The 21,274-nt window shown below is 48.1% G+C and carries 12 protein-coding genes; 1 reads left to right on the top strand and 11 read right to left on the bottom strand.

Annotation, left to right across the window (positions count from 1 at the left end; genetic code table 11):
- Positions 1-204: 204 nt before the first annotated feature.
- From HQ48_RS06315 to HQ48_RS06330, 4 genes are all read right to left on the bottom strand, one after another.
- Positions 205-1,779 (bottom strand): hypothetical protein, encoded by a 1,575-nt coding sequence (locus HQ48_RS06315; RefSeq protein ID WP_152568336.1) that lies wholly within the window; start codon positions 1,777-1,779, stop codon positions 205-207.
- Positions 1,780-1,901: 122 nt separating this feature from the next.
- On the bottom strand, positions 1,902-2,528 hold the full coding sequence (locus tag HQ48_RS06320; RefSeq protein ID WP_044232481.1) for a DUF3575 domain-containing protein: 627 nt from the start codon (positions 2,526-2,528) through the stop codon (positions 1,902-1,904).
- Between the two features lie 496 nt (positions 2,529-3,024).
- Entirely contained in the window at positions 3,025-4,899 is a 1,875-nt protein-coding gene (locus tag HQ48_RS06325; RefSeq protein WP_044186824.1) for an oxaloacetate decarboxylase, read from the bottom strand.
- A gap of 55 nt (positions 4,900-4,954) precedes the next feature.
- A complete protein-coding gene (locus HQ48_RS06330; protein WP_044232483.1) occupies positions 4,955-5,695 on the bottom strand; it encodes a 16S rRNA (uracil(1498)-N(3))-methyltransferase in 741 nt (246 codons plus the stop codon).
- 112 nt (positions 5,696-5,807) lie between these two features.
- Between HQ48_RS06330 and trmD the strand changes: the two genes are divergently transcribed.
- Complete coding sequence (trmD, locus tag HQ48_RS06335; protein WP_044232552.1) at positions 5,808-6,485, top strand: tRNA (guanosine(37)-N1)-methyltransferase TrmD; 678 nt, start codon at positions 5,808-5,810, stop codon at positions 6,483-6,485.
- Positions 6,486-6,691: 206 nt separating this feature from the next.
- Here trmD and HQ48_RS09050 read toward each other — a convergent pair whose 3' ends face one another.
- From HQ48_RS09050 to secA, 7 genes are all read right to left on the bottom strand, one after another.
- Positions 6,692-9,877: a hypothetical protein gene (locus HQ48_RS09050; protein WP_052409001.1), complete on the bottom strand. Its 3,186-nt coding sequence runs from the start codon at positions 9,875-9,877 to the stop codon at positions 6,692-6,694.
- 502 nt (positions 9,878-10,379) lie between these two features.
- Positions 10,380-12,977 (bottom strand): hypothetical protein, encoded by a 2,598-nt coding sequence (locus HQ48_RS06345; protein ID WP_044232485.1) that lies wholly within the window; start codon positions 12,975-12,977, stop codon positions 10,380-10,382.
- 24 nt (positions 12,978-13,001) lie between these two features.
- On the bottom strand, positions 13,002-13,181 hold the full coding sequence (locus tag HQ48_RS06350; RefSeq protein ID WP_044232487.1) for a hypothetical protein: 180 nt from the start codon (positions 13,179-13,181) through the stop codon (positions 13,002-13,004).
- A gap of 873 nt (positions 13,182-14,054) precedes the next feature.
- Entirely contained in the window at positions 14,055-15,560 is a 1,506-nt protein-coding gene (locus tag HQ48_RS06355) for a lipopolysaccharide biosynthesis protein (protein ID WP_200879866.1), read from the bottom strand.
- Positions 15,561-15,584: 24 nt separating this feature from the next.
- Positions 15,585-16,601: a Holliday junction branch migration DNA helicase RuvB gene (gene ruvB, locus HQ48_RS06360; protein WP_044232490.1), complete on the bottom strand. Its 1,017-nt coding sequence runs from the start codon at positions 16,599-16,601 to the stop codon at positions 15,585-15,587.
- A 6-nt stretch (positions 16,602-16,607) separates the two neighbouring features.
- Positions 16,608-17,774, bottom strand: a complete 1,167-nt coding sequence (locus HQ48_RS06365) for an alpha/beta hydrolase (RefSeq protein WP_081969744.1) — start codon at positions 17,772-17,774, stop codon at positions 16,608-16,610.
- A 148-nt stretch (positions 17,775-17,922) separates the two neighbouring features.
- Positions 17,923-21,219 (bottom strand): preprotein translocase subunit SecA, encoded by a 3,297-nt coding sequence (gene secA / locus HQ48_RS06370; protein ID WP_044232493.1) that lies wholly within the window; start codon positions 21,217-21,219, stop codon positions 17,923-17,925.
- Positions 21,220-21,274 lie beyond the last annotated feature (55 nt).

Below are 21,274 nucleotides of genomic sequence, written 5' to 3' on the forward strand. Positions count from 1 at the left end.
ATGTCGATACAGTTAATTACATATTAAAGATAGTAATAATCAGAGATATATACAACGTTTCTAACCGAAAAGAGGCAAAATGCCGTGCAACGGTCTCCTCGAGCGACACCCCCAACTCTCCGACGCACAAAAACGAAGGCTGCAAGTCCGTACTAACGAACCTACAGCCCTCTACTATTTAATTAACTACTGATATATGCTCAATTACATTTCATCTAGCCCATCACCGATATTCTCCAGTTGCTCCTGTAACTCAGGGTAAGTCTCTAGAAGTACAGCAAACTCAGGCTCAATCTCCACCTTGAAGGCAAGAGTAGACTCCTTGCGAGCGGCCGAGAGTAGGCTTTCCTTAGCCTCTTCGAGCTTCTTCATACGGGCATAAACAATCGCACGCAGATAATCGGCCTTCCCAGTGGCTGTGATACGGTCGAGGAGCATAATCGCCTGATCGTTGTAGCCTAGAGCAGCCAAGCAGACTGCCGAGTTGTAGTCTGGATACTGGTTAATGATGTTGAGTGCACCACGATAATCTCTCACTGCAAGCCTATCGAGGCCCTGTTGATAGATCGCTTGGTCGGCTTCGTCCAGACGAGATATAAGCGTCTTGTCTACAAGGTCGTTCATACCCGACACAATAAAGTTGAGTGTATCGACACCGCCTTGATGCCAGCTACTCTGGTCCATCGCCGTAACACGTGTCTCTACAATAACACTGAGCTTGCGCTGTAGATCTTCCGTTACATCAATATCTTGACTATACAAGTAGACAAAATCTTTACCCGTACGGATCGAGTCGGAGAGTGCAGGGTTCTCAACCTCTGGGAAGCGCACGAGATGCCTGCGGTGAGTATCCTTATTTTTGATCTTGGACTCGTTTTGAGCAATGTCCTTGAAGAAATAAGTATGCTTAGCAATGTTGGCACTATCCTTCTCGGTCAGAGATTTGTTCTTGAGCGAGTCAAGGGTAAAGTTCTTCTCAAAGTACTTTCTATAGTTCTTAGGTACCTTATCCACCGTCAAGGTGCTGAGCTTCTTGTCTAGGTAGTTCTTACGATGCTCTTCGTTGTATCTACCAGAGAAGCCACGATGCACCTTGCTAGAGTCTAGGCCATACAGATCATCGTTGTAGGCAGAGCCAAGCATCTCGATAGCCTTGTCGTTGAGGCGCTGATAGTACCGACCCTCTCTTCGTGCGTTCGCATTCATGATGCGTACCTCAGCAATATGCTTCCACGCCTGATAGTCCTGCAACCTTTTGTACTCAGCCGTGTAGTGGTCTAGGTACTTGTGCTGGAGATTTTTGGTAAAGAGACTGTGCTTCTTTTGGTCAAAAAACTTCTTGTCATAGTCACTAGGATCAATGATATCCTTCTCGAACTTAGCAAACTTGGCGAACTCTTCGTCTTGCACCTTCTTGAACTGGCTGCCCTTGAGGACTACTGGTGGCAGAGCAGAGGTCTGATCGCCATTAATTAGGTGTGGCGTCAAAACAATCTGCCAACGATTGTCCATGAAAGCCTTGGGGACTGTCATCAAAAACGTCAGATTGATTTTACCATTACGCACAGTAGAGATCTTCAACTTAGGTCTATCTGCAACCACAGTAAAGGTTTCCAACGTCACACTCTTCATATCCTCGTCATCTAAGGCTGGCTTATGAGCTGGACGAATGGTGTCAATTTTCGTTTCGTACGACACACGCTCGGAGAGAATGCCTCCCGACTTCTCCTCCTTGTTGGTAGGTAGATAAATATGAGGCCTACCCGATTGTAAGAACAAAGTTTTGGTAATCGGCCTAGAGCATGAAGCAATCATCAATAAGCCTGCAACACTAAAAAACAGCTTGTATGTCTGTTGTCGGTTCATTTTTTATTCAATATCAAAATTTACTTTAATCTCATCTACAGCAAATAAACAAGGTTAATACCACAGCGAGGGACAGCCCACGTAAAATCTCTATTGTGACTTAGCACTCTACTACTGCTGATACTTCTGCGATCATAGAAGCGTACAACAGCTCCCAAGCCGAACTCAAACTCAAAGTTCCAATTGGGTGTGATAACCTTAGCGTACCCAATGGAAGCACCAGCCCCCACAGAATATCCTTGTATATAATACGAGTATCTCTCGAATCCTCCATGCTTAAATATCTCCCCTATGCCAAACGCTCCAATAAATAGACCGTAGTTGTTGGAGAGTAGGGTCCAGTATCGCATACCCGGCTGAATACTAATGGACTGATCCGTTGCGATAGACTCGAATAGAGGTATCTCTCGCGAAGAATAACCATTGTTATTTTTCAGATTGTAGAGCCCAATCGAATAAGGAAGCCCCAAATTGGCAGGCCGAACAAAGAGAGGCAAGTGCAGCGACACATGCTTGGTTATAGAACTAGATATCTCAATATTAAAATTACCCGATAGGTTAGAGATCATGTCTGACCTAACGGCATAAGTCTGAGCTTTGAGCTCTCCACCACAACTCCACAGTCCGAGAAGAGAGAGCAAAGCGAATAGATACTTGTTCATTGTTCAAGTAAGGGTAAAATTACATCATATTTGGAGGTTCATAGCATCACCCTTGACTTAATAAGTACACACTATGCAAAGGGAGATACGTGATTTTCGACGCGCAAAGGTATATAAAATATTTTAATATCTCATACAACCCCATTCCCTAATTCACCTTAACAGGCTATTAGTGACAGAAATACAACCTTAACAGAAAGACCAAACCTCAAGCAAGAAAGGGCAATTGTACTATAAATCGGATGCTGCACAGCCCTCAGGAAACGGTGCTAAGTTACTCAAAAAACTAAAACAAAAAGTGTTAATGGTATATATCAAGATGATTACGGGCCTAGGAGTTCTTACGATGGAAACTCTTACTAAATAAATGGAGTTCGTGTGTGGAAAAGCTAGAGGGCACCTTGTCCTCGATCTCTACGATCGACCGCCAAGATACCCTCTAATGATTATTGGATAGGCTGCACTTTACCTAAGTAAAGAAACAACCCCACCGCATCTAGCAACAGCTACGGCTATTACGTCTGCGTGTGACTGCATGACGAACCTCCTCGAGCTTCTCTACACGCTTGAGGCGTTCGGGTTCGCTCTCTATCCATAGCTCTTCCTGCTCACTAGGACGCACATAAGCGATCGCTTCGCCCTTGCGCACTGTGGCACCCTGAGCTAGGACTTCGGTCAGGCGACCAGTGAAGTTGCTAATCACTGGCTCCATATAGCCACCCACAGTTTGAATGTAGCAGATAGGCTCATTGGTCTTAACTGATGTACCCACGGCTGGAGCAGTAGAGTAGTCTGTAGGATCAACCTCCCAGATGATGCTACCCGAGGCAGCTGCAATAATGGGCTCTGTACCTTGGCGCTTGATTTTGAGTGCATCGGCCTCGTTGTAGCCCTGCTTAGTAAGTTCAGCGGTACGAGCCTTCTCTACTTCTTCCATGAAGCGCTGCTTAGCTACACCGCTCTTGTAGTCGCGATACTGACGATCGTGCATGGCGAGCTCGAAGAGTTCTTCGTCGTCTTGACCATACTCCCAACCGTTCTCGTCCATCTCCTTGCGATATTCATCAAGTGCATCGGGATAGTTGCTCTGTGGGTCTTCGTCTGTGAACTCCAATCCTTTCTCCTTCGCAAGAGCGATGATCTCTGGATCAAGTTTCCCGGGAAGACGACCTGACTTACCGAGAATCATGCCCCATGTATTATTGTCGATAGCGAGCCAACGCTCCTTACCCGTTACCATATTATATACGTTCATCAGCGCAACGTTCTTCACATACTGGCTGAATGGCGTTACCAAAGGTGGATAGCCAAGACGTGGCCATACATACTCTACCTCATTGAAGAGCTTAACGAGCAGATCATCTACGCTTAGCTCCTTCTCGCCCTTGGCTCTGAGGTGCATGTTGATACCTGCGTGTACCCCCTTGAGGTCGGCCATCATAGACCCCATCATACCACCGGGTAGGCCACAGCCCACGAGCAGTGAGGTACAGAGATAGTTGCTCTTCTCGATGAATAGCCCAAGGAAGTCGTCGATGAACTCCTGTGTGAGCGAGCGAGCCCTCATGTATGCGTCCATATTGATCTCGGGCACCTTGAAACCTGCGTCGTGTAGCATCTCACGGATCGTGATGACGTCTGGGTGAATCTTACCCCAAGAGATGGGCTCCATAGCTACGTCAATGATGTCTGCACCATTCTTACACACCTCAAGCATTGAGGCTACAGAGAAACCGGGACCAGAGTGCCCGTGGTACTCGATGATGACATTGGGGTGCTTATCCTTGATCGCCTTAACCAAACGACCGAGGAAAGCAGGACGACCCACACCTGCCATATCCTTGAGGCAGATCTCTGGAGCGCCAGCCTCGATGAACTGATCGGCTAGAGCTGCATAGTACTCTACCGTATGTACTGGCGAATGCGTGATACAGAGCGTAGCCTGAGGGATCATGCCAGCCTCTAGAGCATACTTGATTGAGGGGATTACGTTGCGTGCGTCGTTGAGACCATCGAAAATGCGTGTAATGTCTACGCCTTGAGCCTTCTTCACCTTGTACATCAGACGACGAACATCGGCAGGCACTGGATACATACGTAGACCATTGAGCCCGCGGTCTAGCATGTGTGTCTGGATACCAGCTTCCTTGAGAGGTTTGGTGAAGGCTCTTACTGCCTTATTAGGATTCTCGCCGTAGAGCAAGTTTACCTGTTCAAAAGCTCCACCATTAGTTTCTACACGGGCAAAGCAGCCCATCTCTACGATGACAGGGGCGATACGCTCGAGCTGATCCTTACGTGGCTGATACTTACCAGAGGACTGCCACATGTCGCGGTAGACTAGGCTAAATTTAATTTCTTTCTTTTCCATAAGAATGATACGGTATTAAGCAGTAGTATTCTTTATTTTCTATGATTTCTATTCCTTATTGAGGGCTATCCTCTAGCAGCTGTAGGGTGTGCATCCACTGCAAGGCTACTAGAGCAGCCGTTTCTGTACGCAGGCGACTCTCGCCAAGGCTGATGCCATGGCCTCCATGCTCTTGAGCTTGGAGGATTTCCTCGACGGTAAAATCCCCCTCGGGGCCGATGAATATAGTCACGTCCTCGCTCGGGCGATAGTAATGGTTGGGGAGCTTGCGCTCTTGAATTCCCCCCTCCGATCTACGACAGTGAGCCAAAAGCAAGCAATCTCCATGGCACAGTTCGAAGGCTTGCGCCACTGCTTGCTCTGTGATGAGCTCGGGGAGGAAGGCCTTCTGCGACTGCTTCATTGCGCTAAGCATGATGCGTTCCAGTCGCTCAGCATTGATATGCCTACGCTCCGAATGCTTGGCCTTGAGTAGGATAATACGGTCGATACCAACCTCTACCGCTTTCTCCAGCAACCACTCCATACGCTCGATAGCTTTGGTAGGTGCTACTGCCAAGGTGATGCGTCCACGCCACGCTTTCTCCCATCTCTCCGCCTTAGTCAGCTCAACGCCACAACGCCGTTTGCTCACCTCTACAAGCCGTGCCTCGTAGAGCATACCACGGCCATCAGTGATGAGTATCTCATCACCCTCTTTGGCTCGCAGAACCCTCTGACAATGCCCAGCTTCTACTTCTGGGAGCTCCTGCCGTGTCGCTATATCAGGAGCATAAAAAAGTGGTAAATCTCGCATTGCGACCACATCCATTTCATTTAACCAACACCAAAGGTAAAGCATTATTGTGAGATAGTGGCTACCTTTGTACAAGAATTACAAACTTTTTTCCTCAATTGACTTCACGAGTGTGAGAATAGATATTATTACGGTATTACCCGAGATGCTGGAAGCTCCTATGTCTACCTCGATCATCGGGCGGACAAGGGCCAAAGGCCTTCTAGATCTGCACATACACAACCTGCGTGACTACTCGACAGACAAGTGGAAGCGTGTCGATGACTACCCCTTCGGCGGAGAGGCTGGTATGGTGCTACAAATCGAACCGATCGAGCGAGCAATCAACGCTCTCAAGGCACAACGTCACTACGATGAGGTAATCTTCACCTCGCCAGACGGCAAAACGTTTGACCAACCTATGGCCAACGAAATGAGCCTGCTGGAGAATATCATCATACTCTGCGGACACTATAAGGGGATCGACTACCGTGTGCGAGAGCACCTCATTACACGTGAGATCTCGATAGGCGATTATGTACTCACAGGGGGCGAATTGGCAGCAGCCGTGATGACCGATGCCATAGCTCGTCTGCTACCGGGAGCGATCGGCGATGCTGAGAGTGCTCTGAGCGATACCTTCCAAGACAATCTCCTAGCCCCACCTATCTACACCCGCCCAGCCGACTACAAGGGCTGGCGTGTGCCTGATGTCCTGCTGAGCGGTCACGCTGCCAAAATCGAGCAATGGAAGATGGAGCAGGCCTTAGAACGCACCGAGCGACTTCGCCCAGACCTGCTACATAAATAAACGTAACGGCAGATGTAAACACCCCCATAGACCTACTATGCGCTAGACAGTGAGGTAAATGCCCAACCCTACCCTTCTGCCCTATCTCGCACCACTCTAGTGACTGCCGAGCGTACAAGCTAGAAACCTACTAAGCCTCTGCAATGCGATCTTATACGATCACTGCAGAGGCTTAGCTTTTTGACTAACGATATATAAGCGGGCACTTAGCGGCAGAAGCGGTGGACTTGTGGACGAGCCACAGAGTAACCTACTGCAATGTAGCAACCACTTGATAGAGTGGTGAGGTCTAGCGAACCTCCCTCTACGACAAAGCGACCAACGCAGCCCCCCAATGCATCATATATCGCCACCTCTCGAATGCCTAATCCTATCTGCAAACGCCTCGTGGTGGCATCGTAGTAGAACTCGGACAGGGCAGTACCAATCTCATCTATCGAGAGAGTCTTGCCGGGAGTATTCGTAACCCCCCACCCCTTGGCTGTGGCCGCACTAATATCGACTAGATGACTACTAGGATTAAGGCTAATGTCTATTGTCTTGACCCAGCCTCTGTTGTTATCATTGACCTGTACTGCGCTCACATCGGGGAGGTCGGCTAAAAGTTTGGCGAGCTTGTCGGCCGGTATCTGGTTATCCTCAAGTCTGATGCCCTGTACACCTTGACAATGCTCTAGATTGATGCCAATAAGTTTATTGTGCCCTGCGAATAGCTTCTGTAAGTTGGTTTGTGCCGATAGGTCGAGCTGCGTCAGCCGATTACCCTCACACTCCAACCAAGAGATAGCAGGGCTGTGCTTGAGGTCTAGGCTCTGGAGCCTATTGCTATCGCACACGAGCCAAATCAGTCGCTTCTGTGCTTTGAGGTCTAGCTCCTCGAGGCGGTTGTTGCCTAGCCAGAGGATCGAGAGATCAGGATTGTGCGATAGGTCTATTTTCTCCAGCTCGTTGTCCGAGGCTTTGATTTGCTTGAGGCTAGGCTGTTGGCTCACATCTAGTGAGCGGAGCTTATTGCCACTGACAATGAGCCAAGTCAGCTTGGTATTGGCCGAGAGATCTATCTGAGCCAAGTCATTATCACCGAGATATAGGTCCTCTAGAAGCATATTAGCAGATAGATCGATACTACTAAGTTCGTTATCGGTAAGCGTGAGAGTCTTTAGAACTTTATTGTGACGCAGGTCTATGGATCTGAGCTCATTGCTCACGGCGTAGAGCTTTGTCAGCTTAGTGTTTTGGCTCAAGTCAATACTCGTGAGCTTATTGTCGGCTACGCTTAACTCGGTCAGATCTGGCAGATGCAAAACTTTAAGGCTCGTGAGCTCATTGTCATCGCATACAATCTCTGTCAGCCCTTGCCCATTGTCGGGGAGTATAAGCTCGGTGAGCTTATTGCCGTGGCAGAACAGAGAGATCAGCCCTTGGATATGCTTCAGATTCAGTTGTCCCGGTATCTGATTGCTGTGGCAGCTGATGACGTTCATCCTGCGCTGAGCCGATAGATTGAGCGGAGTCTTAATCTGATTGCGATCGCAGTAGAGCATATATAGATTCGGAGATTGGCTCACGTCTAGAGCCTCGAGCTTATTATTCATCACTTGTAGCCTCATGAGCTCCTTCGCTCCGCTAAGGTCTAGCTTGGTAATGCCCTGATCGTTGGCGATAAAGATCAAAATATCCTTGCCATATATCTTGACCTCTCGACCTGTGACTTGCTCGATAATCTTTTGGGCACCTGAGTATTCTTTGAGGCTGCCATCGCCGAAGTCGATAGAGAATTGGCTCCCCGATGCGCCACCAATAGTGAGGGTAATGGTCTGGTTCTCCTCTTCTAGAGTAAATCTAATGTTAGGATCGGAGGAGTTTCCTGAACCGAAGGCAATGGCTCCGGGATCAATGACGCCATTCCTAATGCGGTTATTGCCCAATAGATCTTGCTCTTCATTGACCTCGGGGACCAGATCTCCTTGGCCAATCAGTGAGCTTTTGGGGGCTAATGCCCAATTTGCCCTCAGTACTTCGGTGCGCCCGTCTACGTCTTTTTGGAATCCCGTGCTCCGAGAAGGGGCGACGAAGTTACTCAGATCAAGATCGTCCGCCACGAGATTGTTTCTTTGGATGCAGCCCTCCCCTAGGTCAAGGTTAGTAATAGGCTTATTAACTAGGCGGGCATTGCTCTGTACAATCGTAGAGTGATAGAGCTTACCTCCTGCTATGAGCTCCACACCTCCACCACGGCTCCCGGCAGTACAGTTGGCAATAATAGAGCCAATGATCGTGGTATTGACCTTACCTAGAATGCCACCTCCTCGACCACCGCCCGTATCCCCAAATGCAGGATCATCGGCATAGCAATTGATGATTTGACTGTGATGTATGACACTACCCTCGGAGTAAATACCCCCACCTACTAGGCCTCTACTATGAGCGATGAGGCAGGCCTCTATACGGCTATCTATAGCAGAGATAGTGCCACCTTTGGCGCCATAACAATCGTAGAAGTGACTGTTGCGCACGGTACCGCCATGTATCGTAATAGCTCCGCCCTCGTCTACCCCCACACTACCTCGGAAGATGCAGTTCTCTACAATACCACCCTCCATGTAGACTGAGCCTCCACTAGCGCTCAACGTGGGTAGATAGGCTTGGTTATCCTCAAACAAACAGTTGCGTATCTGGGCCTCCTTGCCCTGACCAATGAAAACGGCTCCCCCGTGAAAAGCCAAATCTCCCTCCACACGAGTGTAGGTAGCATTGCGACGAATAATACTATTAACCAGCCGAATAGCTCCAGAAGCATAGAGAGCAGCTCCAGCAGACTTGGCTTGATATACATCGGCGTAAGCCCCCGTGAGAACGAAGCCATCGATCGTGATTGGCTTAGTCGCCTTCTTGTCCAAGTAGAGTAGATGGTTGGCATTACCTCTATTGCCAGAGATCTCCCACATATAGCGAGCAGTAGACCCCTCGGCGATCTTGCGCACCCATACGTCTTCTTCGGCGTCAATATCTGCACTTAGGATAGTTTGATTTTTGAAAACAAAGTGCATAGGCGCTTCCACCTCAGCCCGAGCTCGATCATCTTTGCTTACCTCTACTCCAGAGAAGCCACCATAGAGCGATACGCCATCCTTGAGTTTGAAAGTCAGAGAGCGCTTTTTACTAGACTTAATTAGCTCTGTCGGGTGATAGAGCCCAGCAGCAACCCAGACTTCATCGCCCACGGACGAGGCATCTATCATTTTCTGTAGCTCACCCGAGGCATTAGTCCAAGAAGAGCCATCGCCAAAGCCACCAGCCTTGACGAACCGAACAGTTTTCTGTGCGCTGGCCCAAGGGCTAGCCAGCAGGATACTCAAGAGTAGTACCCAAGTACGTAATTGGTTTCTCATAGATTTGTATTCTTTTGTATTTGTACTCGACACAAATATATCAATAAAAGCGACTTATTAAATCAACCCACATCAAATACCCCGTCTTTTTTACTTGCACACGACGATCACAGAGTCAGTCTGCATGCAAGATATAAATCATCTGTTAAAATATATCAATGATCTTCGGGATAATTTGAGCCACACTACAAAGGCAAACTTGAAAATCGAAGGACTGATTTTATCGGATTGATGGACTAATCCACTGCGATGTGTCCATCAATTCGAGAAAATTGATGGGAAGAAATAGTAGAGAATGAGCTTCAAACATATCAATCTGCAAAGGCCGTCGCATGGCACTTTGCTCCTTTTAGAGGTTGTGGTTATTAGTCGCTGGGAGAGTAGTTATGCCTACATAAATGACTTCAGCCCCTCACTAGCTTAGAGGCTAGTGAGGGGCTGAAGTCATTTAGTCATATACCTCCAAACCCAACGTTCTGAGGTATGTGATAGCAGACCAGAATTAGCGCTGTTCTGGCCTAGACGACATATATTTGTCTGGCTGACCTAGAGGCGTTCGCTCTTTTGCAAAATAGCGATATCGATGAAGATTCATAATCCTTCCTCCTGAGATACGGCCTGCAGCATCTATAGAAGCTAGCCATCTATAGCCTAAATCATTCCGATTTGCAAGTAGTTCCCAGTCATCGCTCCAAGAATCTGTTTCAACCCTCTTCGTACGATAAGGAGCCATAAAAGGAAATACAACACCATCCTTACGCTTCTGGCTGTAATAGGAGGTTGTGGTTGCTACTTTATTAAACTCTTGCTTGTAGTCATATAGAGTGCCAGAGAAACCAAAACCACTCAATCCAATAGGAGCTGTAGTATCGATAACTTTCTTTTTTTTACCTTGCTGAGTAGTAAACAATTTAACCAATGCCAAACCATCCTTTACTTGAGTATTGTTACCACTATTGATGTCTAATACATTACTGTGACTGGTGCGTGCAAAATAGCGGAATCTCTTCTGAGCCAGATACCAAGAATTATATCGAGGATCACGAGGGAAGAAAGTCGGCCACCAAGACTTCAATTCTAGATGTGCGCTTTTTATTTCATAACCAGAAGCTCCGATCAGAACAATCTGACCCGCAGCTAATAGCTTCTTTCCATTTTCTTCAAACTTATTGAAATATCTATTGACTGAGCCCACATACGTACCCGCATAAGCACTCTCTTTAGCTCCATATTCAACAGAGGCTTGATCATTATTAGGTTTGTAAATGGAAACCATATCAGATTCTTTTAGATCTTTAAGAAAGTAGAAATCAGCATCGCTCAAGTCCTCCAACCTGTCCGTAAATGTATTATCTGTTCTAAGATAACTCATTTTATTTCCATCAAACCTCAAACGAACAAGAGCATACTCATTGAGGTTAATATCTAGCTTAGACGGATTCTGAAGCTCAACTACAGAGTAGTTTTTTCCACTATCCTCTTTATATGTAAGCTCTGTAATCATGAGGTCGGTCGTTATCATGGCATGCAATCTAGGGGCCTTCCCAAGCTGATGACCAAACGTTGCATTGGTCTGGTGCACGACCACCATAGGTTGAGACCGAACATTTTTCTGTTTAAGAAAGAGTTCATACTCATCAGAGTCTTTTCCAGGAAATAGCTCTGTGATACTTTTTTTACTTGTGTAATATCCATCTTGATTGTGAGCCGAGTGTGCATTTATCCAAAGATAGGTAAATGGCTTAGCTGGAACACTTTTCTTCGGTACAGCCCATTGTATATGATTGGCTACATCTGGGTAGTTGCCAGGAGGGTCATCGTAAGTACTCTCGGTCCTAGGCGTGGTCAAACCAACCGCCATCCCCACGAATTTTCCTCTGTATTGATCTGATGGTCTATATCCGTAGAATAATGCCATAGATATGTCAGACTCTTTATAGGTTTCAGCCATCTTCTGCCCAACTTGTCCAGACCCTGCTGGCTCAAACAAATCGAAGATCTTAGGCATATCCCAAGGGAAACCCAAAGAGTAATCGTCTGAAGTGGCTTTATACATCTCAAATCCTATATAATTTTTCACTGCTGATTGCTGCCCCTCCCAGGCTGGAATACCAAATCCATGTGGATCTTTTTCATCGAAAGCCTTCCTGAGATTTTCCTCATCAAGCAAATATCTTCCTTGAAAATCAAAGACATTTGATACGATCCCCGCTCGCCTCATATCAATGCCCTCAAACACGTTTGCTACAATCTGATAGTGCAGAAGCAACCCTTGGGGTTTAATGGTAAACGAATCTTCATTCTTGGCCAAACGAAACAGAGTATTGGGTTCGTCTGGCACTCTGGGGTCAGTCGAAGGCTTGGCATTTTTTTGAATTTTGAGTTCCTTCCAATTAGAAATAAGAGGGATAGAGTGTCGCCCCACCTCTTGACCATACCTTGCGACACGAAAAGTGTCCTTATCACCTGACCCTGCAGTTTGGTTCTTTCCTACAAACTCTACAATGCTACGCCCACTTCTATTCAGATTCTCTCTATCTTCCTCTTCTTCTCCGAATACTGCTACCTGTTTGCCACTTTTATCAGTTATAGTCTTGTTGTCCGAGTTCATGATTATCATGGCATGCCAAGTCTCTCCCTCCTCAAAGGTGAAAGGCAGATTATTTTTCTTCGGATTAGGCTTGCGAACCCAGATCCTTACCTTAGCTTTGTTAGAAGCCATCTCTGTTTCTTTGCCAGACCCATCAATTGGAATGACCTTAGCTACAGCCCTTTCTCGGATGAACTTAACATTCCCACCCTTCTCTCTTCTCAAGAGAAGCTCAACACTATTATCTCGCTTGCGAAATCGGATACGAGGGGAGAAAATTTTCGATTGGTCTCCAGTAGTATTGCTCAACCTATCAAAGCCTACCTGGAAGCCCTTTAATTGTTCCTCTGGGAGAGCCATCTCGGCCTCAAAAAGGGGGATAAAATCTTTCTCAATATTCTCCTCTGGACTAGGCTTAGAAAGAATATCTTCCTCCTGTCGAATCTTGTCTTGACAAGCAATGAGGCTTACCCCAAGCAAGCATGTGACAACAAATTTTATCAATTTCATTCCTGTTTACTTTTAATCATTACGTTAGTAGAAATCATCTCCATCTATAAAGTTCTCGGTTTCTCCGTCAATAGCAATGATTGAGTCAGAGGCATCTGTAAGCAAGCTTATAGGGGTGTGAAGATTGTATAGCTCCACCTCTGGACCTTGATACTGCAACTTCCCTCCGGAGAAAGAGGGATTGATTGTTTTAGCTTTTGTCATATTTACTTCTTAATTAGTACCATATATTATAATTCTGAAAGATGAAAAATCATAACATGACCGCAAAGCCTATCTCTACTCCATGATCTACAAGAGTGCGGGCCTCATATAGGCACACACTCTATAAAATCATCTGATGATAAATTAAGATAGTGCTTTGTATCAGTTTTAATTTGAGCGCAAAGATATTATTTTTTTCGCAAAGTAGCTTTCTATTATACTATTAATTTTATAGCTTGTAGGTTTTTGAAGCCATCGCACCACTCAATTCCTCCCATAGTAGAGGCTTTTTGCAATGGTTTCAACTGAAGGATACTGGGAACTGGTTCGGTTGGTTTAGTTGCCATATTGATACTGTCAATAGATATCAATATTTTATTTGTCAGTGATATACCCAACAAGCTTATCCCCAACAGGCACACCACTCATACACCTAGTTTTGAGGTTGTTTGACCTATTTTGGGTGGTTTGCTTTCTAGTATATTCTTGCTAAGAGCTTTCGTTTTTCCTTTTTGTGGTAAAGTGTACTGAAAAATCGAAGGACTGATTTTATCGGATTGATGGACTAATCCACTGCGATGTGTCCATCAATTCAGAAAAATTGATGGGAAGAAATAGTAGAGAATGAGCTTCAAACATATCAATCTGCAGGAAATAGATATCTATATACAACTATATGAACGCATTACAAAAATCCATTCTAACCAACGATCTCCCCTAGACTAGAGGGTTGGCGCTCCAAACAGGTTAAGCCCCGTATAGAGCTTGCTAGAGAGCCAATACGAGGTCTACACAAGTTATCCACTACTTATGCACATCATCCCATCAATCTGCAGAGAGATGGTCTAAAATATAAATTTGGGGATCGGGAATTTAACGCTTATTAAACCTTGCCAGTAGTGGCTTTAGCCCTCCGCTCGGGAGCTCTAGCTTCAGCACGACAAGTAGGTAAACAAGGCACATCAGCAGGTTGAAGGGTAGAGTTACCCAAACATAGTCGGTCACATACTCGGCCAGTAGCCATTCGGCTAGAAGCAGGCCTAGAGCTAGCCCTACGTATAGCCCTATCCGCCCCAATTCGTAGCGAATAGGATAGTATCTCTGAGCTAAGAAGTAAGAGAGTAGTGTAATCAGGCCATTGGACACGACGCTCGCCCAAGCGCAAGCCATATAGCTATAATGCGGTGTACCAAGCACGATGATCAGCACTGTCAAAATGCAGCCAACCACCGAGAGGATAGCTCCCCAATAGGTTCGGTCTGTGAGCTTGTACCAGAGGGAGAGATTGAAGTAAATACCGAAGAGAAGTTGCCCAGCCATTACCCACGGTACCACAGCCAGACCACCTCTGAAGTCGGGCCCTACAAAGTACTGCAGCAACTCAAGGGTAGACATTACCCCAAGGAAGATGAATAGTGTGAAGATGATGTAATACTTCATCGACACAGCATAGGCAGATTTAGCCGACTCGCCTCCCTCTTTGCTCCGAGCAAAGACGAACGGATCGTAAGCGTAGCGAAACGCCTGTGTGAAGAGAATCATGATGACGGCAATCTTGTAGCAAGCACTATAGATGCCAAGCTCCGACTCGCCCAGAGCTCTATCGTCAAAGAGGCGAGGGAATAGTAGTTTATCCGCTTGGTTGTTGAAGCTACCCACCAAGCCAAGCAAGAGAATCGGCCAGCCATAGCTGAGCATACGCCTGAGCAGCCCCCAGTCGAAGCCATCACAAGCATGCTTAAACGTAGGCGAGAGCATCAAAATCTGGACGATATTGCCAATGAGATTAATCCCCATGATGTAGTACAAGCCATGCCCAGAGATTTCCCAGCCACCGAAGAGGCTCGGGAAACCCTCCGCCAGCCAAGGCAGGCCGTAGAAAGCCAAAAGGGTCAGCAAAATAGTCAGAAGAATAAAGCCCATACGTACCCCCATAAACCACCACGGCCTTTGGGCGTAACGCAGGTAGCCGAGCGGTATGGTAGCGAAAGCATCTAGAGCGACAATGCCGAGTAGCATCGCCACAAGCCCCTCATCTCCCTCTCTCCCTAGATAGGCCGTGATGGGAGAGAGAAAAATCAAGCCCAAAATCAGAAAGAGAGCCGAAGTCGCACCGATAGCACGCAATACTGTGGAGTAGACCAAGCTGGGTCGCTCATGCGTCGAAGAGAAGCGGAAAAAGCTCGTCTCCATACCATAGGTCAGGACGATGAGCAGCAGTGCTATCACGGCATAGAGATTCGTCATCACACCAAACTCGCCCGTAAAGAGGACACGAGAATAAAGTGCCGTAAGCAGCCAATTAAGAAACCGCCCAACCACAGAGCTAAGTCCGTAGACGGCGGTATCCTTAATAAGAGATTTGAGGGGGTTGGCCATACTCAAGTTTATAGTACACAGATATTAGTCAAATAGGTCGCCCATACGAGGCATGGCCGATCGCCCTAGATGAGCATAGGCACGCTCTGTAACCTCTCGGCCTCGTGGCGTACGCTTGAGGAAGCCTTCCTTGATCAGAAATGGCTCATAGACCTCCTCCACCGTCCCGGGATCTTCGCCTAGGGCTGTGGCAATGGTCGTGAGCCCTACAGGCCCGCCTGCAAACTTGTCGATGATCGTACCGAGGAGCTTATTGTCTATGTAGTCTAGACCATAGCGGTCGATGTTGAGGGACTCTAGGGCTACGCAGGCGATCTCTCGATCTATCGCCCCCGTCCCCTTGACTTGGGCAAAGTCCCGGACTCTGCGTAGTAGCGCATTGGCAATACGTGGCGTACCTCGGCTACGGCCAGCGACCTCAACCGCCGCCTCTGGGGTGCAGGGGGTCTGTAGAATCCGAGCAGAACGCATCAGAATGCCCGCCAAGGTATCCTTATCATAATACTCAAGGTGTAGATTGATCCCAAATCTAGCACGCAGGGGAGCCGTGAGGAGACCGCTACGTGTGGTAGCCCCAACTAGGGTGAACGGATTGAGGTCAATCTGTATCGAACGAGCGCTAGGCCCTTTGTCTAGCATGATATCTATGCGGTAGTCCTCCATAGCCGAGTAGAGATACTCCTCTACCACTGGACTTAGGCGGTGGATCTCGTCGATGAACAGCACATCATTGGGCTCAAGAGAAGTCAGCAGACCAGCCAAATCCCCGGGTTTATCCAAGACGGGACCCGAGGTGATCTTGATCCCCACCCCTAGTTCATTGGCAATGATATGCGAGAGTGTGGTTTTGCCCAGCCCCGGAGGGCCATAGAGCAACACATGGTCTAGGGCATCTTGGCGCATACGTGCGGCCTCGACGAAGATTTTGAGGTTCTCTACGGCTTTGTCTTGTCCGCTGAAGCTATCGAATGAGAGAGGGCGAAGGGCATGGTCAGCCTCTTGCTCTCGTTGGCTCTCACGTATGTCGAAGTCTTGTATCATCGAGGGCTATTTGGGCTCTTGGTAGAGTATGGGGAACTTGATATTGACCTTGCCTCCGAGGCTATCAGCCGATGTAACGGAGTGGTCCTCGATCGCACGCTCTACGACGGGGCGGCCATTGGCAATATCTCTGCGCTCCTGCGTTCTGAGCCAGAAGAAAAGGGTGTCGTAGGCCATCGTACGGGCTTGATCATCGGGCGAGAGGAATAGGTCATGTATCCCATTGGTGATCTTGGCGAAGTGTACCTCTCGACCTAGTCGAGAGCCATAGCGCCACATGTCCTCCACATCAAGCACCAAATCAGCCTTACCATAGCGAGGCTCCCACTGCCCTGCTCGAGGACGTATGCTAGCACCGCTACTCATAAGCAAGATAGGCACTTGGATATCTAAGCCCGCTTGTACTCGTCTATGTCCACGCTTAATAGCTCGTAGCCACGAGGTACGAATCGGATAGCCCTGCGGCATCTTCCAATCGGTGCGGTAGCTCCACTTGCCATGCGCTGTTTTGAGCAGACTACTACTATAGTGGTCATATTCGTTTGGCTTGGAGGGGGGGATAATCACCATATTAGGAACGAGCCAAGCGACAGAAGTTACTAGGGGCAAGAGGAAACGCTCGTTGAATGCGGTCGAATTGAAATCTATAAAAGGGCTATTGAGGATTAGGCCTCGAATGCCGTCCTTATTTCTCGTGTCGTGCAGATAGAGGGCAGAGATGAGACAGCCCGTAGAGTGTGCCATGAGATAGATCTCGCTGTGCCCCTCCTTGCGCATCAGCTCGAGTGCTAGAGAGATCTCAGCTTGGTACTCACGCACATCACGACACTCAAAAGCTCTCTGTCCGGGGCGAAGGGAACGCCCGTACTTGCGCAGGTCTAGGGCGTAGAAGTTGTACCGATGCTTGACAATACTATCGCCTAGCTCCGCCTGAAAAAAGTAATCATTGTAGCCATGAATATACAGCACAGCACGAGTAAAGCGTCTATCCAACTTGTGGCGAATGAGCGTCGCCTCCACGGGACCGCTATAGTCATCGGGCAAGCTAATAGTTCGGCTCTCGTACGGCTCGCCTAGTATATCAGGTTTGTAATGGCTCTGCGCCTTTAGGTTTGTCCCAAGACTGAGCAACAAACCAAGCCAATACAAGCAAATCAATCGAATTATCTTCATACTTTGTCCAATCATCAATAATGATTAAACAAAGGTACAAAAAACACCAACACAGCTAAGATGACGAGGCGACATGGGCGAGAACAAAAAAGGATGAGGCAGAACCATAGTTCCACCTCATCCTTTTTAGATAAATGCATTCGCTAGGCTAAAGACCTCTGCCGTGGCATTGCTTGAACTTCTTGCCACTACCACAGGGGCAAGCATCATTGCGCCCAACTTTATGTTCGGCGCGTGCTGGCTGACGGCGTGCAGCTTCGGCCTCTTCCGCTGAGCGACTCTCGTGGTAGCGAGGTTGCTGACGGCGAGGAGCTGGTTCGTCCTGTCTAATCTCGACGTGACGAGGAGCTTCTTGCTCGGCAGGCTGCTCGGGAGCATGCAGATGCAGACGCATCAGCACAGAGGCGGTCTTGCGATTCATCTCGTCGAGCATCTTACGAAATAGCTCATAGCTCTCGAGCTTGTAGATCAAGAGCGGATCCTTATTTTCGTAGCTGGCGTTCTGCACAGAGTTGCGCAGTTCGTCCATTTCTCTGAGATGTTCCTTCCATGCCTCGTCAATCATGTGTAGCACGAGTACCTTCTCAAACTCCTTGACGATGCAAGCTCCATGCGTTTCGGCTGCTTCCTTGAGGTTGCAGCTCACATTGTAGAACATACGGCCGTCTGTGAGAGGAATCTGAATGCGCTCGTAGACATGGCCCGCTTCGGCGAAAACTTGCTGCAGTACTGGGTCTGCTTTCTCGGCAATAGCTCGTGTCTTACGAGCGAATGCCTCACTGACGGCATCGTAGAGCTCATCGGCTAGAGCCTCGGCACGACCACGGCGGAAGTGCTCTTCCTTAAACGGAGCTTCAATCGCCATATAACGCATGAGGTCTACACTGAAGGACTGATAGTCCTGTGTCTCAAGATGCGTATCGATGATCGATCGACCTGCATCATAGAGTGTATTCATAACGTCCATCTCGATGCGCTCCCCCATTAGAGCATGGCGACGACGGCCGTAGATCACTTCACGCTGCGAATTCATCACGTCATCGTACTCAAGCAGACGCTTACGAATGCCGAAGTTATTCTCCTCAACCTTCTTCTGAGCACGCTCTACAGCAGAAGTCAGCATCTTGTGCTCAAGCATCTCGCCTTCCTCTAGACCGAGGCGATCCATCATAGTAGCCAAACGGTCAGAAGCAAACAAACGCATCAGATGGTCCTCTAGAGATACATAGAAGACAGAGCTACCGGGATCTCCCTGACGACCAGAACGACCACGTAGTTGACGGTCTACACGACGAGATTCGTGACGCTCGGTACCGATGATGGCCAAACCTCCAGCTTCCTTAACTGCAGCGGGGAGCTTAATGTCCGTACCACGACCAGCCATATTGGTCGCAATAGTTACTACTCCGGGCTGACCAGCTAGAGCAACGATCTCAGCTTCCTTCTGGTGTAGTTTAGCGTTAAGTACGTTGTGAGGAATTTTGCGTAGCGTAAGCATCTTGCTGAGCAACTCGGAGATCTCGACCGATGTCGTACCTACAAGTACGGGGCGCTTCTGCTCGACCATGTGTACAACCTCCTCAATGACGGCGGCGTACTTCTCACGTGCAGTCTTGTAGATGCGGTCGTTGAGATCTTGGCGAGCGATAGGACGGTTGGTTGGGATCACCACCACATCTAGCTTGTAGATATCCCAGAGTTCTCCAGCCTCTGTCTCGGCAGTACCCGTCATACCAGCGAGCTTGTGGTACATACGGAAGTAGTTCTGCAGCGTAATAGTGGCGAAAGTCTGCGTCGCGGCCTCAACCTTCACACGCTCCTTGGCTTCAATCGCTTGGTGTAACCCGTCAGAGTAGCGACGGCCGTCCATGATACGGCCTGTCTGCTCGTCTACGATCATCACCTTATTGTCCATGACCACATACTGGTCGTTCTTCTCAAACAGAGCATAGGCCTTGAGGAGCTGATTGACCGTGTGTACACGTTCGCTCTTGATTGAGTAGTCGGCCAGTAGAGCTTCCTTACGCTCGGCCATCTCTTCGGTGCTTAGCCCTTGCTCCTCGAGCTCTGCTAGGCGCGAGGCGATGTCTGGCAGGACGAAGAATTGCGTATCGTCTGTACCACGAGTCAGCAGGTCAATACCCTTGTCCGTTAGCTCAATACTATTATGCTTCTCATCAATCACGAAGTAGAGTTCATCCGTTACAATCGGCATATTGCGCATATTGTCCTGAATGTAGTACTCCTCGGTCTTGAGCATACCAGCCTTGATGCCGGGTTCGCTCAAGTACTTGATGAGAGCCTTATTCTTTGGTAAGCCCTTGAAGGTGCGGAAGAGTAATAGGAAGCCTTCCTCCTGCTCTTTCTTGTCTTCGCTGGCAATTTTCTTCTTGGCATCAATAAGGAGTTGCTGGGCTAGCTTGCGCTGTGCATCTACTACCTGCTCTACGTTGGGGAGGAACTGCTCGAAAAGCTGATCATCACCACGAGCCACAGGACCAGAGATAATGAGCGGCGTACGGGCATCATCGATCAAGACGGAGTCCACCTCATCGACGATGGCGTAGTTATGCTTGCGCTGTACCAGATCCTCTGGGCTAGTCGCCATGTTGTCACGCAGATAGTCGAAGCCAAATTCGTTATTAGTACCGAAAGTGATGTCGGCGTTATATGCAGCACGACGCTCTGGTGTATTGGGACGATGCTTGTCAATGCAGTCTACAGTCAGACCGTGGAACATATACAGAGGTCCCATCCATTCGCTATCTCGCTTGGAGAGGTAGTCGTTTACCGTCACTACATGTACTCCATTCCCCGTAAGGGCATTCAGGAATACTGGCAGTGTTGCCACAAGTGTCTTACCTTCCCCTGTAGCCATCTCGGCAATCTTACCCTTGTGCAGTACCGTACCTCCGATGAGCTGTACGTCGTAGTGCACCATATCCCAAGTGAGCTCGTTACCACCAGCGAGCCAATGATTCTGATAAATCGCTGTATCGCCCTCGATCCGAACAAAGTCTTTGCTCACAGCCAAAGCTCTATCTAGCTCTGTGGCACGTACTCGTATCTCTGGGTTCTGAGCGAAGCGACGAGCAGTATCTTTGACGATGGCGAAAGCCTGTGGCATAATCTGGTCTAATGCCTCCTCCATTTTGTCGAGAATGGCCTTCTCGATCTTGTCTACCTTGCGCCAAATGTCCTCACGCTCATCTAGGTCTTTACCCTCTACCGAGGCCTTTAGCTCCTCTACTTCCTTGCGCTCTTCAGCTACATAGTCCTGCACCTGCTGGCGTAGCTTGGCTGTGCGCTCACGGATCTCGTCGTCGCTGAGGGCTTCGATCTCGCTGTACACAGCCTTTACTTTCTCCACCCAAGGCTTGATTTCCTTGAGATCTCGCTGTGATTTATTGCCGAATAGCTTCGACAAAAACTCATTTAATCCCATATATTGTCTTGTTTTTATTTACTTGATATGACATTCCCCTCGTGGGGCTTAATTG

This window comes from Porphyromonas sp. COT-290 OH3588, from assembly GCF_000769075.1.
In the GTDB taxonomy this organism is placed as follows: Bacteria; Bacteroidota; Bacteroidia; order Bacteroidales; family Porphyromonadaceae; genus Porphyromonas.

What these genes read in the sequence shown, in the direction of transcription:
- HQ48_RS06345 (WP_044232485.1), bottom strand. Translation starts at nt 12,977, where the DNA reads ATGAAATTGATAAAATTTGTTGTCACATGCTTGCTTGGGGTAAGCCTC.
- HQ48_RS06330 (WP_044232483.1), bottom strand. Translation starts at nt 5,695, where the DNA reads ATGCGAGATTTACCACTTTTTTATGCTCCTGATATAGCGACACGGCAG.
- HQ48_RS09050 (WP_052409001.1), bottom strand. Translation starts at nt 9,877, where the DNA reads ATGAGAAACCAATTACGTACTTGGGTACTACTCTTGAGTATCCTGCTG.
- HQ48_RS06355 (WP_200879866.1), bottom strand. Translation starts at nt 15,560, where the DNA reads ATGGCCAACCCCCTCAAATCTCTTATTAAGGATACCGCCGTCTACGGA.
- HQ48_RS06350 (WP_044232487.1), bottom strand. Translation starts at nt 13,181, where the DNA reads ATGACAAAAGCTAAAACAATCAATCCCTCTTTCTCCGGAGGGAAGTTG.
- secA (WP_044232493.1), bottom strand. Translation starts at nt 21,219, where the DNA reads ATGGGATTAAATGAGTTTTTGTCGAAGCTATTCGGCAATAAATCACAG.
- HQ48_RS06325 (WP_044186824.1), bottom strand. Translation starts at nt 4,899, where the DNA reads ATGGAAAAGAAAGAAATTAAATTTAGCCTAGTCTACCGCGACATGTGG.
- HQ48_RS06320 (WP_044232481.1), bottom strand. Translation starts at nt 2,528, where the DNA reads ATGAACAAGTATCTATTCGCTTTGCTCTCTCTTCTCGGACTGTGGAGT.
- HQ48_RS06365 (WP_081969744.1), bottom strand. Translation starts at nt 17,774, where the DNA reads ATGAAGATAATTCGATTGATTTGCTTGTATTGGCTTGGTTTGTTGCTC.
- ruvB (WP_044232490.1), bottom strand. Translation starts at nt 16,601, where the DNA reads ATGATACAAGACTTCGACATACGTGAGAGCCAACGAGAGCAAGAGGCT.